Consider the following 14,108-nt stretch of genomic DNA (forward strand, 5'->3'; position numbering starts at 1 on the left):
GTCCTAAATCCATGTGCACGATCTGAAATTTACCTGTATTCCATACGTGTCCCATGCTGTTTTTACATTTCATATACATGCCGTACTTTTCCCAGAACTTTAATTAAGGTATCGCAGGCATCTAAAGCCTTTTATATGATACATAGCACCAAACCAATTGCCAACATTGGAGATCTTTCATGCCAGCATCACACACATTATGAGACAGGGAAGGGTGTTGTACGTATGCGAATGAGAAAGAAATGGATGTCCGGTTTTTTGACTCTGGCTTTGAGTACCGTCTTGGTGTTGTCAGGCTGTTCGAGCAATGAGGGGGCTGGGAATTCACCTGCTCCGGCGGAAGGCAGCGAGCCACCAGCCGAGGTGACAGAAGCGCAAGATACGATGATTATGGGGCGTGGCGGGGATTCCGTTGCACTCGATCCGGCGATTGTAACCGATGGGGAGTCGCTGAAGATTGGGCATCAGGTGTTTGATTCGTTGCTGGACTACAAGGAAGGCGGAACAGAGGTCGTTCCTGGACTAGCAGAGAGCTGGGAGATTTCGGCGGATGGGCTAAAGTATGTGTTTAAGCTGAAGTCCGGTGTGAAATTCCATGATGGAACTGACTTCAACGCAGAGGCTGTTGTGTTCAACTTCAACCGCTGGGGCGATCCGGCGAGTGAATATAAATTCGAGGGAGATTCCTTCGATTATTACGACTCCATGTTTGGTCCAGAGGACGGACGTGTGATCAAGGAAGTGACGGCGACGGACGAGACTACGGTGGAGTTCACATTGAACCAGCCACAAGCGCCTTTCCTGCAAAATATTGCGATGACGCCATTTGGCATTGCCAGCCCAACCGCGATTCAGGAGAAAAAAGAGAACTTTAAGAGCGAGCCTGTGGGCACCGGCCCATTTGTATTCAAAGAATGGAAGCGTAACGACTCCATCACCCTGGAGAAAAACGCGGATTATTGGAAAGAAGGACTGCCAAAGCTGAACAAAGTAATCGTGCGTTCCATTCCGGATAATACCGCTCGCTTCAATGCCCTGCAAAACGGCGAGATTGATGTCATGGAAGACCTGAACCCGGACGATCTGTCCATCCTTGAAGGCAACAGCGAGTTGCAGAAGATCGAGCGTCCACCGTTCAACGTGGCCTATATCGGTTTTAACTTCAAGAAGAAACCATTTGATAATGTCAAAGTCAGACAAGCTCTCAATCATGCGGTGAACAAGCAGGCCCTTATTGATGCATTCTTTGCTGGACAAGCTGAGCCTGCCGTGAACCCGATGCCTCCAACGCTGTGGGGATACAACGATACCCTTGAGGATTACCCATATGATCTGGAAAAAGCAAAAGCTTTACTGGCCGAAGCTGGCTTCCCTGACGGTTTGCCTGATCCGGTAACTTTCTATGCGATGCCGGTATCCCGCCCGTATATGCCTGATGGCAAAAAGGTGGCCGAGGCGATCCAGGCCGATTTTGAGAAAATCGGAGTGACTGTCACCATCGAATCACCGGAGTGGGCAACGTATCTCGAAGATACAAAGGCCGGGGAGAAGGACGACATTTACATGCTCGGCTGGACAGGTGACAATGGTGACCCAGATAACTTCCTGTATACACTGCTGGATAAAGATGCCATTCCAAGCAACAACCGCAGTTATTATGTAAACGAAGAATTACACACATTGCTGACGGGTGCACAGAAAGAAACCGATCAGGACAAGCGTGCTGAACTGTACAAACAAGCGCAGGCGATGATCAAGGAAGACGCACCATGGATTCCTCTGGTACACACGACGCCAATTCTGGCAGGTAAAGCCAACTTGAAAGGTTTCGTCCCTTCTCCACTGGGCACCGAATCCTATGCCGGTGCTTATTTCGAGTAAGCTGTAAGCTGAACTTATCCATTTCAGGATAACTGCGATCTGAAGATGGCACTACAGTTCGGAGTGATTACGTTTTAATTCTTTCTTTCAAAGCGCTGGTGAGACGCAATGCTTGGCAGAACCCACATCCGGACGTAACTATCCAAAGCATGCGTTTTTGCCGGCGCTTTTTATTTTGCACGATATGTCGAAGGCAGGTGAACAGGATTGAACAGCTATATTGTCAAACGTGTGCTTGTGTTGCTGCCCGTACTGCTGGGCATGACCCTGATTGTCTTTTCCATCATCCATGCCATTCCGGGTGACCCGGCTGAGACCATACTTGGGCAAAAGGCGACCGAACAATCCAAGCAGGCCCTTCGTGACCAGCTCGGTCTGGATAAACCTTGGTTCCAGCAATATTTCGCCTACTTGGGCGATTTGCTCAAAGGTGACCTGGGAACATCCATCCGCACCAAGGTGCCTATTGCCCAGGAAATTGTGCCTTATCTGACAGCAACCCTTGAATTAACGATGGCAAGTATGTTGTTTGCTGTCATTATTGGGGTGAATGCCGGTATTGTCAGTGCATGGAAGCATAACTCCTGGTTTGATTATTGCTGTATGGTCATTGCTCTAGTGGGTGTATCGATGCCGATTTTCTGGCTCGGTCTGATGGAACAATGGTTGTTCGCGAACAAGTTGCAGTGGCTGCCATCCATTGGACGCATGAATGCGCGTGATCCGGTGGAAGCCATTACGGGCTTGTATGTGCTGGATACGATGATTGCTGGACAATGGAATCAGTTGTGGACCGTAACGAAACATTTGATCCTGCCAAGTGTTGCGCTTGGTACGATCCCGATGGCCGTTATTGCCCGGATGACCCGTTCCAGCATGCTGGAAGTGATGAGTTCCGATTACATTCGTACAGCAAAGGCGAAGGGATTGGGTCCGTTTTTTGTCGTATATGGACATGCGCTCAAAAATGCGTTTATTCCCGTCCTCACGGTTATCGGCATCCAGACCGGATCGTTGCTCGGGGGTGCGGTGTTGACCGAAACGATCTTTGCTTGGCCGGGCGTGGGACGTTATATATATGAAGCGATTAGTTCGCGGGACTATCCGGTGATCCAGAGTGGCATTCTGATCGTGGCGTTCTTTTTCGTGGTGATTAACCTGATTGTGGACTTGCTCTACGCCGTGTTTGATCCTCGTATTAGTTATAAATAGGGAATTCATCAAGAACCAATCTGCAGAATCGAAGCTAAAAGCTTTCTGAAAGAAAGCTACATCGGAAGCATAGGCTGCGCGTTTATCACCAGATTTTCACCTTAAATAGGTGGATCAATATAATCTGGGGATAACAGCGATCAGAAGATGATACTGCAATCGTAGTGCTTGAGTGTAATAGAATGCGTTGATCTTTTGTTATATTCATGTTCAAGAAAGGAGACACCGCATGGCCAAATTATCGACCAATACCGGACCATCCATTGACGCTGCGTCGGCGAGCATATCCGGTCCATGGCGGGAAGCGTGGAGAACGTTTCGGAGAAATCGGCTTGCGCTTGCAGGTCTGATTATTATCGTATTTTTTATCCTGTTGGCCTTCCTCGCGCCATACATCGCACCTTACGATTACAAGGAACAGGTGCTGGTGGATCGGCTTCAGTCCCCTTCGGCAGAGCATTGGTTTGGTACCGATGATCTGGGGCGTGACGTGTTTTCCAGAGTGCTGCATGGGGCGCGTATTTCCTTGTGGGTGGGCTTTTTCTCCGTCATTGGTTCCATTATCGCGGGTACGTTGCTTGGTCTCATTGCCGGGTTTTATGGAAAATGGGCGGACATGCTCATCTCGCGTCTATTTGATATCTTGCTTGCCTTTCCGGGGATTTTGCTGGCCATCGCCATTGTGGCGATATTGGGCCCCTCGTTGCAAAATGCACTGCTCGCCATCGCCATCGTGAATATCCCGACCTACGGAAGGTTGGTGCGTTCACGGGTACTCAGCTTGAGACAGGAGGAATTCATTACGTCGGCACGGACACTTGGAGCGAGCAATGGGCGAATCTTGTTTCGCCACATTTTGCCCAATAGCCTTACTCCGCTGATCGTGCAAGGTACATTGGGAATTGGAACGGCGATCATCGAAGCTGCTGCACTCGGATTTCTAGGCATGGGTGCACAGCCACCCGACCCGGAATGGGGTAAAATGCTGTCGGACTCCCGTCAGTTTATACAAAAAGCACCCTGGACACTGATCTTCCCCGGCGTTTCCATTATGTTGACCGTTCTCGGCTTCAACCTAATGGGCGATGGCCTGCGCGACACCCTTGATCCGAAAATGGCCAAAAAGTAGAATTATCAAACTCAAACTCAAACCGTAACTCTGACCGTGACCGTGACCGTGACCGTGACCGTGACCGTGACCGTGACCGTGACCGTGACCGTGACCGTGACCGTGACCGTGACCGTGACCGTGACCGTGACCGTGACCGTGACCGTGACCGTGACCGTGACCGTGACCGTAACCGTAACCGTAACCGTAACTTGTAACCCAAGCTCGAACTCAGACTGCAATTTTGATTGAAACTCTAGCTCTGCAAGCCTAACTTCTTCTGTAACGCAGCATGCGTGCCAAAGGCAACGTTAACACTAACCGTAAGCACTAATTTTTATCGCAAGCCTAGTTGTAGCTGTAACGCCAACATTTGCTTCAACTCTAAAGAACCCGGGAGCCCTTATTTTACGATTTCCAGCCAATTTCCCAGTCTAACGAACCTCACACGCGTTATTTTGCGAAAACCTGCGGAAAGTCTCAAAAGGTTGGCTAAAGTCGAGAAATACCATGTCTACGATTCGTTAGATTATGAAGTCATCCCAAAAAGGCCAATTAACGCCTCTGAGATTCGTTAGCGCGTGACTATCATGCTGCTCAAGACATTCAAGCAACCACAATACCAAGATACCAACATACCAAAGTACCAAAGTACCAAAGTACCAAAGTACCAAAGTACCAAAGTACCAAAGTACCCATATAACCTACATCAGTCTCAACACAGTAAGACCGAGGATACTCCAAGGTACATTAAATGAATATGTTTTAACGCTATCTACTATATCAACAGACATAATAAAATCTTTCCCCATGCCGATTCGAACTCTGGTTCGAGTCGGCTTTTGTTTTACCTGCGGGATTACGGTAAAATAATTGGTGATGTGCAAAAGTTAAAGAGTTATTCGATCTTTTAGTTAAAATAACCGCCTACGTATTGACACCCAATTTTCCCATATGTTATATAAAAGGAAGGGTTTAGCACTCCGATCATCAGAGTGCTAACAGATGATGTTTTTACTATAAGCTTACATATGGAATGATTCTGTTTTTGAAAATAGATATTGAACCTGAGTAGAACATGCGAAGCCAAGGTATGCAACAGACTTGAAGCTGCATTCCACGTCTAAGAAATATCACTTCATTGATATTCTCTATCCTAAAAAATCAGTCGCTGATCAAATGCAAAAGTAGTTCAGGGGACGAAATCGATCTGGAGGAAGCGGAGCGTTCGCCTAAAAGCTTTCTGAAAGAAAGCTGCTACGGAAGCATATGCTATCACCGGATTTCTCCCTTTTAAAAAGGGAATCAAAGAAATACGGGGATAACAGCGATCCGAAAAACGATTCGTAACCGGAACGGCTACATTGCAGAACGTCGTGCACTTATTTTTACAGTGAGCCAGTTAGAAGTGAAGCACAATATCTGTGGACTAGAGCGATCAAAGGTTTTTGAGTCTACTAATGGCCGCAGGATTATCTCAGTTACTTTCTATTTTCAATCAAATCATTCGATATCCCAATTTGAAAGGAGTCCAACCACTCATGGCTAAAAAAGAATTCCAGGCAGAATCCAAACGTTTGCTGGATATGATGATCAACTCCATTTATACGCAAAGAGAAATCTTTTTGAGAGAATTGATCTCCAACTCCAGTGACGCCATTGATAAAATTTATTACAGAGCACTTACGGACGATACACTCGTTTTCAACAAAGAGGACTACTTCATCAAGCTCACGATCGACAAAGATAACCGCACACTCACACTGACAGATACCGGTATTGGTATGACGCAGGAAGAGCTGGAGAACAACCTGGGGGTTATCGCGAAGAGTGGTTCCCTGGCGTTCAAGAAAGAAAATGAAGCAAAAGACGGTCACAACATCATCGGACAATTCGGGGTTGGTTTCTACTCGGCATTTATGGTGGCGGACAAGCTGAGCGTAACAAGTAAAACGCTGGGCAGCGACGAGGCTTGGAAATGGGAGTCCGAAGGCGCGGATGGTTACACAATCACACCAGCTGAGAAAGACTCCGTAGGTACAGAGATCGTCCTGACGATCAAAGAAAATACCGAAGAAGATTCGTATGACGAATTTTTGGAAGAGTACCGCCTGAGATCCATCATCAAGAAATACTCCGACTTCATTCGCTACCCGATCAAGATGGATGTAACGGGTCAACGTCCAAAAGAGGGCACGGAGAACGAGTTCGAGGAATACCAAGAAGAACAAACCGTGAACAGCATGGTGCCGATCTGGCGTAAAAATAAAAGCGAATTGACTGAAGAAGACTACAATAACTTCTATATGGAAAAACGCTACGGTTTTGACAAACCGCTTAAACACTTGCATATTAGCGCAGATGGCGCTGTGGTATACAATGCAATCCTGTTCATTCCGGAGAACACACCGTTTGACTACTATACCAAAGAGTATGAAAAAGGCCTTGAGCTATACTCCAACGGTGTACTGATCATGGATAAATGCGGGGATCTGTTGCCAGATTACTTTGGATTTGTTAAAGGTATGGTGGATTCGGAAGACCTGTCCCTGAACATTTCCCGTGAGATGTTGCAACATGACCGTCAGCTTAGCCTGATCGCGAAGAACATTAAAAACAAAATCAAGAGCCAACTGCAAAGCCTGCTGAAGGACGAGCGAGAGAACTACGAGAAGTTCTACCAAGCGTTTGGCCGTCAGTTGAAATATGGCGTATATAGCGACTATGGTGTGAACAAAGATACTTTGCAGGATCTGCTGTTGTTCACGTCTTCCAAAGAGAGCAAACTCGTGAGCCTGGACGAATACGTCTCCAGAATGCCGGAAGATCAGAAGTACATCTACTATGCATCTGGTGAGTCCATTAGCCGTATTGAGAAGCTGCCGCAGATCGAGGGTGTTCTTGAAAAAGGGTACGAAGTATTGTACTTTACCGATGACATCGACGAGTTTGCAATCAAGATGATCACGAACTACAAGGAGAAAGAATTCAAATCCATCTCCAGTGGTGACCTGGGTATCGAAGATAGCGCGGACAAAGAAGAAACGGACGCTCAGGACAACGACAACAAAGAGTTGTTTGAAGCAATGCAAGCTCAATTGGCGGGTAAAGTCAAAGCTGTTAAAGCTTCCAAACGTCTCAGAAGCCACCCGGTATGTTTGTCCACTGAAGGTGAGCTGACGATTGAGATGGAGAAAATCCTGAAAGCTATGCCGAATAGCGAAAACGTACAAGCCGACAAAGTGCTAGAAATCAACGTGAATCACGATGTCTTCAAATCGTTGAAAGACGCTTTCGCACAGGATCAGGAAAAGCTGAACCTCTACACTAGCCTGCTGTACCATCAGGCATTGTTAATCGAAGGATTGCCAATTCAAGATCCAGTAGAGTTCACCAACGATATCTGTAAGGTTATGGTGTGAAAATCCTTCGTACAAGGGTGCGATAATATCCTTGATGCAAAAGTTCATGTAGCTTCAAGAGTAGACTGCGTGAACATTAAGTTTAGTAGCTAAATCGCAACGCTGCATCCACCATATTCATCCGACAGGGCATTTCCGTCCTGTCGGTTTTTGTTTTTTACCCACAACGGGGAGGGTGCAGGGGAGGCATACTATCATTGAAACAAATGATGATATTTTCTAAATTGAACTTGATTTTCACTCGATTTTAGCGAGCTGGATGATGAATACCATTATGTATTTTAAGGACGCAAAAGTAGTGAAGGGGACGGAATCGATTCTGAAGAAGCGAAGCGCTCGCCTTTGTCTCCGGGTTTTTCCCTTAATAAAGGGAATTCAGAAAACCTGGAGACAACAGCGATCAGAAGAACGATCCGTAACCGGAACGGCCACCTGGTGGCACAGTAAGTACTTATGGTTGTTCTGCTATGGAGCGAGCATATGTGAATAATGAGTTCAATATGAATCATTGTCATTTAGATGCACGGATGATAGTCTGGCAGGGTATAATAAGAGAAGATGACTGTTCATTACAAGTTGATGTAAGAAGAGATGACAATCGCAGACAGGTTTTACTTTTCGAAACCACAGATGTTGTGTATAATCACTCAAAATAGAGACAGTCGGCTAGGAGTGATCCCCATGCAATGGAACGATCTGAGAGAACATAGACAATATCCTGAATTAACCAAATTGGATGGATCTCGTGCAGCGTATGAACGGGACTATTCGAGACTCATTCATTCACCGACCTTCCGTCGGTTACAGGGCAAATCGCAGGTGTTTGGCGCAGGAACGGGTGATTATTATCGTACTCGTTTGACCCATTCCCTGGAGGTGGCACAGATTGCACGAGAGGCTGCCCGAAGTTTGATTCGCCGTTTTCCTGAGGTAGACTGGGACCGCGCGGATAACCCCGGCCTTATTATTGATTCAGAAGTGGTGGAGTGCGCTGCAATCGCACATGATTTTGGTCACCCGCCGTTTGGACATAAAGGTGAAGAAGTATTAGATGGTATTCTGGATGACCTCATCAACACCGAGGCTAAGAAAATCATGAAGAAAAGCCGCAGCGCCAAAGTTCCCAAGGTCGAGTCTGAAGTCCGTGCCGAGTTAAAACGGAAATACGAGCATTTTGAAGGCAATGCGCACAACTTCCGTCTCATTATGCACTTGGAGAAACGTGAAGATATCAACGGACTGAATCTGTCTGATGCGGTATTACTAGGAATCAACAAGTATCCGTACCCTGGGACAGAGAGCAAAAAAGGCATGTATCATCATGAGTGGCAATATATTCGGGAGATCCGTGATCGCTGGAACGTACCGGCGGGCAAGAAGACGCTGGAAGCACAGCTGATGGACCTTTGCGACGATATTGCGTACTCCTCACATGACTTGGAGGATGGCATCAAAGCAGGCAAAATTGAAGTACATGAGCATTTCCTGCAAGATCCGCATGTGAATCGACTGATTGTGGATAAAATTACAACGCTGGAGGATCTGTTCTGGAACGGATGGACCCGAGAAGCGATTGGGCAAAAGGTAGAAGAGGTCCTCGCTTCGTTCCTGCGCATCTGGAATGAAAAGATGCCGTTCTGCGAGCATGATTACTCGCGTACCCGCCGTGAGGTGAAAGCCTACTGGGTGAGCTTTTTTGTAGGCAGTCTGGGCGTTATTGACGACGGTGACTGGAAGAAGGTAACCTTTGTCCGTGAAGGGGCTGAAGACCTCGACATGCTGCGTACGGTGAGTGTGCTCAAGAGTTTTGCCTGGGTGACCATGATTCGTGATCTACGTGTACAGCGGCTACAAAAGCGCAGTGAGTGGATGATTAAGCGATTATGGGATGCATTCCTCGATCCGGAAACGTCCAAATCCATTATTCCATCCGACTGGCTGCAGCGGTATGAGAAGGATCAAGCCAAAGCCCAGCCGATCTGGACTTGGGAACACATGGTGATCGATTATATCGCAGGAATGACGGATGCATTTGCCGAGAAAATATATAATGAACTCTACGGTCTGAAGGTGGGTTCGATCTACGATCTGGATTAAAATAAACCGATATAAAGGGAGATGAGACGCGTGGCTAAGCGAATGAGTGAGACGTTCAGTCTGGGCGTACTTGACCTTGTTCCAAGGTTAAACGATGTCACAGCGGAACAGGCGCTTCAACAATCGGTGACACTTGCGCAACATGCCGAGGCTTGGGGATACGCCCGATACTGGACGTCAGAGCATCATGATATGGCTGAACTGGCATCGGCCTCTCCCGAAGTACTGTTATCGCACATCGGAGCAAGGACAACAACGATCCAACTTGGCTCTGGTGCGGTCTTGTTGCCGCATTATAGCCCGCTCAAGGTTGCGGAGTCGTTCCGCCTGCTGGCTGCGCTCTATCCGGGGCGCATTGAGCTTGGGCTCGGACGTGCTCCTGGCGGTGGACCTCATGCCACGATGGCACTCAGTGGCAATTACTTGCAGCATGTGTCCAAGCTGCCTGAATCACTCGCAGCACTCACAGAACTGCTCGAAGACCGTTACATGTACGAGGATCATTCCGTGACAGCTCGTCCGATTCCCGAGCTCCCGTTATCACTCTGGATGTTGGGAACTAACGTGAAGAGTGCAGAATTTGCGGCACGGTTTGGCATGGGATATGTCTTTGGTCAATTCATGAGTGATGCCGATGGTACAGAGGCTGTAAGGCGATACCGAGAAGGATTTATGCCTAGTGCAACGATGAAGGAGCCTGAGGTTATGGTGGCAGTCAGCGTATTGTGTGCCGAGTCAGAGACGGATGCTTTGGACTGGAGTCGTGACATGGCGGAGAGGCGCAAGCTGGATGGGAAAGAACATTCAACTGAGCCGAATTCAAGTGGTACCGCGGTCTCTAATACGAATGATGAAGCCGTTAGTGATCAAAATGAATCGGTACGGCACTATGCAGGTACACCTGAGCAGGTATGGGCTCGATTAAAAGAGGTGAGTCGAAGGCTGGATACGGAAAGTTTGCTTCTGGTTACGGCGGGACCAGATTATGAGCGCAGGTTGGATTCATATCGATTGCTGGCTGAGCATAAGACAGCAATACTGAACTAGGCTGATCGCTTTATGATGTTAGCCGTTGAAATCCGAACAAACCGAAGAGCTGCAGATCGGGACTTTACCGTATGCTGCAGCTCTTCGGTTTGGACTTTGTCAAGATTCAACAATCTTTTACAAAACCAAGCATCTTAATGACAAAATAATGTTATAATACTTTACGTCTATTTTCCTATCGATATAATATAGAGAAGTTCTTTTGACAAGAGGTCAAAAGAAGGGGAAAACGATGACATAAGCACCTGAATTCGGGATGACCGAAGAGGTCAAGGGGGAAATCATATGTTCAGCAGATTCAAGATCAAGAGTATCGGTCTGCGTATCAGCATCGCGTTCTACTTGTTAATCCTCTGTTTAATTATTTTGAGTGTCACGATTGTCACCCGGATGAATTCAATTGAAACCAACACTAATGAAATTACGAACAATTGGATGCCATCAATCCAGCAAATTAACCGGTTAAATTATACCACAGAGCATGTCCTGTCACTAAGTTATCGTCACTTTGACGCGGAAGAAACAGACAAGGCATTTTTGTCAGAAGAGCGTACCAAGTATATTCGTGAAACGACGCAGGCGATTAAAATCTATGATCAGCAGGAGAAGTCTGCAGAAGAGCTCGAACACTGGAATGCGTTCAAGAACAAATGGGAAGCGTATCTCAAGATTAATACGCAATCGATCAAGCTAAGTGATGAGGGTCAGACACAGCTGGCGAAGGAAGTAGCTGATAAAGGTGCTGATTCCTTTGACACCATGCAAGTCGATCTTGATTATCTTGTGGAATACAATCAGGAACAGTCCAATCTTGCGGCGGCCCAAACGATCAGATCAGTGCAGGATGGTAGATTAATCATCATTATCGGTGTTCTTGTCATGATTGCCATTACAGCGATCAGCATTCCGATTATTCGTTCACAGGTCGTGAAACCACTGCTACGTGTCATTAGTGCGGTGAAACTGATTGCAGAAGGACAATTGAATGTTCAGGACATACATACCAAACATGAGGATGAAGTTGGTGTTCTGGCCAAAGCGGTGAATGACATGAAAGGTAACCTGACTTCCATGGTTCTGAGCGTCAGACGAATTGCGGAAGCTGTTAATCTACAAAGCGGGGAACTTGCAATATCCTCAGAAGAGGTTAAGATTGGTAGTCGCCAGATTGCTGTGACCATGGAAGAGTCAGCCAAGGCTGCAGAGAGCCAGGCAGAGACAGCTGTGGAATCAGCCCGTACGGTTGAAGTGTTGAATGATCACATTCAGAATCATACGGAACAAGGCAGCCAGTTGCGCGTCATGTCGGATCTTGTACTGGAGCAAGGGTTGAATGGTCGCAAGGTGATGGAACAATCAGTGCAGCAGATGCAACAGATTTCCGGTTCGGTCTCTGCTTCCATGAACAAGATGGAACGGTTGAATCGTAAAAATGAAGATATTTCCAAGCTGGTTCAGGTCATTCATGACATTGCACGCCAAACCAATTTGCTGGCATTAAATGCCTCCATTGAGGCAGCGCGTGCGGGAGAGAGTGGACGCGGATTCGCCGTAGTGGCATCAGAAGTGAGGAAGTTATCTGAGGCTGTGCAGACTTCGGTTGAAGAGATCACGGCGATTACCGAGGATATTCAGCAGGAGTCACAAGGGGTGGTTGCGGAATTACGTACGAACGTTCAGGAGACCGAACTGGGGCAGGAACATGTGCTTACTTCAGGTCAACTCTTCCGTACAATTAATGAATCGGTGGAAGGCATGGTTGGTGTCATCAGCACTATGACAGATGGACTGGCAGGCATGCAGGAAGCAAGCGGACGAATGAATGATTTCAGTCAGCAGATTTCCGCTGTTTCGGAACAATCGGCAGCGAGTGTGGAAGAAGTTTCTGCATCGGCGGAAGAGCAAGTAAGTTCCATGGAAACGATTAGCGGCAACATTCAAAGTCTGAAAGAATTATCGGAAGATTTGCTTACATCCATTGAAAAATTAAAAATATAACCTTGTTCTTATAATAGAAGAAGCTGGAATCACGTAGGCGGCTAATGGTGAGAAATCAGTATGATATATGAGCTGTTGGCCTATAACGTATACTGCAAGAACGATTAGATTTCCAATGTTATAATCTCAAAATAAAGTAAGGCGTTCCTCAACAATGGGAACACCTTATTTTTTTCTGTCCAAATAGATACGTGCAAGGAAATGGGTAGTTGTCTAGCAGTCTAACATTGTATACAATGACTACCTGAAGCAAACGTTTGAGTCGTATTTGATATGTCTTCAATGAGCTTACTATTTATATAGAAGAAACATGATTAATGAAGGAAGGAGAGGGGGATTTTGCCTGATGAAACACTTGGTATTTACGCTACTTCTGGGAAACACCTCTATACCTTTGCTTGCCACGAGAACGAGCAAGAATTATGCATGCTGGAGCTGAATACGCTGCTTGTGCCGAGTTCGGAGATCCATATGGATACGGGATCGTATGTGTGGTCTGACCGATGTATTCCACCTGGACGCAGTCCTTTTATCCATGGCAGACTGGACGTGATCGGCGAAGGGGGCAGCGTGACAGATCTGCTTCCTCTTGCCAAAAATATTCACCTGTTGCCAGATGAGACATTCAAGGTAGTTTGTCTAAAAGAAGGGGATCAAGCCCCTGATTATGCACAGTCTCGTCAACTGGAAAAAGAAGTTGGCATGTGCATTAAAGGCAAGGCACAGATGAAAAAACCTAAGGTGACTTTCGGCCTAATCCGAACAGGAGAAAAATGGATCTTGGGCCAGTGGACAGAAGCGGATCGATCATGGCAGATTCACCGGCAGAAGCCGCAAAATTACTCAACTGGATTTGGCATCACGCTCGCGAGAGCGCTGGTTAACATTGCTGTTCCGAGAGTAGAAAACCATCGGTTGCTTGATCCATGCTGTGGTATGGGAACGGTTGTGATTGAGGCTTTATCCATGGGAATTGATGCAAAAGGTAACGATCTCAATCCTCTGGCTGTCCGAGGTGCGCGAATCAATCTGCCGCATTATGGATATGATTCAGATCGAATCACACTGGGGGATATGAATGAACTGCAAGATTTGTATGATGCGGCAATTCTGGACATGCCCTATAATCTCTGCTCTGTACTTCCGGATGCTGAGCAACGAGCCATGCTGGAGAGTTTGCGCAGATTGGCAAAACGGGCGGTGATTGTTTCCACAGAGTGGGTAGAAGAGCACTTGTTGGAAGCGGGATGGACTGTAAAAGAGTACCGAACAGTACACAAAGGCACGTTTATACGTCATATTTGGCTGTGTATGTAAGCGTGAAAAAACAAAAACTCTACCTC

Annotated in this window: 9 protein-coding genes; all 9 read left to right on the forward strand. The window is 46.8% G+C overall.

Annotated elements, in window-relative coordinates:
• Nucleotides 1-231: 231 nt before the first annotated feature.
• The 9 genes from MHI48_RS06545 (at nucleotide 232) to MHI48_RS06585 (ending at nucleotide 14,082) form a co-directional block, all read left to right on the forward strand.
• The gene (locus MHI48_RS06545) at nucleotides 232-1,881 is read left to right on the forward strand and encodes an ABC transporter substrate-binding protein (protein ID WP_405143478.1); all 1,650 of its coding nucleotides are present in this window, start codon (nucleotides 232-234) and stop codon (nucleotides 1,879-1,881) included.
• Between the two features lie 207 nt (nucleotides 1,882-2,088).
• Nucleotides 2,089-3,093 (forward strand): ABC transporter permease, encoded by a 1,005-nt coding sequence (locus MHI48_RS06550; protein ID WP_017690144.1) that lies wholly within the window; start codon nucleotides 2,089-2,091, stop codon nucleotides 3,091-3,093.
• A gap of 229 nt (nucleotides 3,094-3,322) precedes the next feature.
• Nucleotides 3,323-4,222, forward strand: a complete 900-nt coding sequence (gene nikC / locus MHI48_RS06555) for a nickel transporter permease (protein ID WP_405143480.1) — start codon at nucleotides 3,323-3,325, stop codon at nucleotides 4,220-4,222.
• A 90-nt stretch (nucleotides 4,223-4,312) separates the two neighbouring features.
• On the forward strand, nucleotides 4,313-4,453 hold the full coding sequence (locus MHI48_RS06560) for a hypothetical protein (RefSeq protein ID WP_405143482.1): 141 nt from the start codon (nucleotides 4,313-4,315) through the stop codon (nucleotides 4,451-4,453).
• Between the two features lie 1,289 nt (nucleotides 4,454-5,742).
• Nucleotides 5,743-7,623, forward strand: a complete 1,881-nt coding sequence (gene htpG / locus MHI48_RS06565; RefSeq protein ID WP_405143484.1) for a molecular chaperone HtpG — start codon at nucleotides 5,743-5,745, stop codon at nucleotides 7,621-7,623.
• A gap of 681 nt (nucleotides 7,624-8,304) precedes the next feature.
• Nucleotides 8,305-9,720 carry a deoxyguanosinetriphosphate triphosphohydrolase family protein gene (locus MHI48_RS06570; protein WP_405143486.1) on the forward strand — a complete coding sequence of 472 codons (1,416 nt, stop codon included), beginning with the start codon at nucleotides 8,305-8,307 and terminating at the stop codon, nucleotides 9,718-9,720.
• Nucleotides 9,721-9,741: 21 nt separating this feature from the next.
• Nucleotides 9,742-10,767, forward strand: a complete 1,026-nt coding sequence (locus MHI48_RS06575; protein WP_405143488.1) for an MsnO8 family LLM class oxidoreductase — start codon at nucleotides 9,742-9,744, stop codon at nucleotides 10,765-10,767.
• Between the two features lie 285 nt (nucleotides 10,768-11,052).
• Nucleotides 11,053-12,765 (forward strand): methyl-accepting chemotaxis protein, encoded by a 1,713-nt coding sequence (locus MHI48_RS06580; protein WP_405143490.1) that lies wholly within the window; start codon nucleotides 11,053-11,055, stop codon nucleotides 12,763-12,765.
• Nucleotides 12,766-13,104: 339 nt separating this feature from the next.
• Nucleotides 13,105-14,082: a TRM11 family SAM-dependent methyltransferase gene (locus tag MHI48_RS06585; RefSeq protein WP_405143492.1), complete on the forward strand. Its 978-nt coding sequence runs from the start codon at nucleotides 13,105-13,107 to the stop codon at nucleotides 14,080-14,082.
• The last annotated feature ends 26 nt before the right edge of the window (nucleotides 14,083-14,108 follow it).

This window comes from Paenibacillus sp. FSL H7-0942 (assembly GCF_045040715.1).
Taxonomy (GTDB): Bacteria; Bacillota; Bacilli; order Paenibacillales; family Paenibacillaceae; genus Paenibacillus; species Paenibacillus amylolyticus.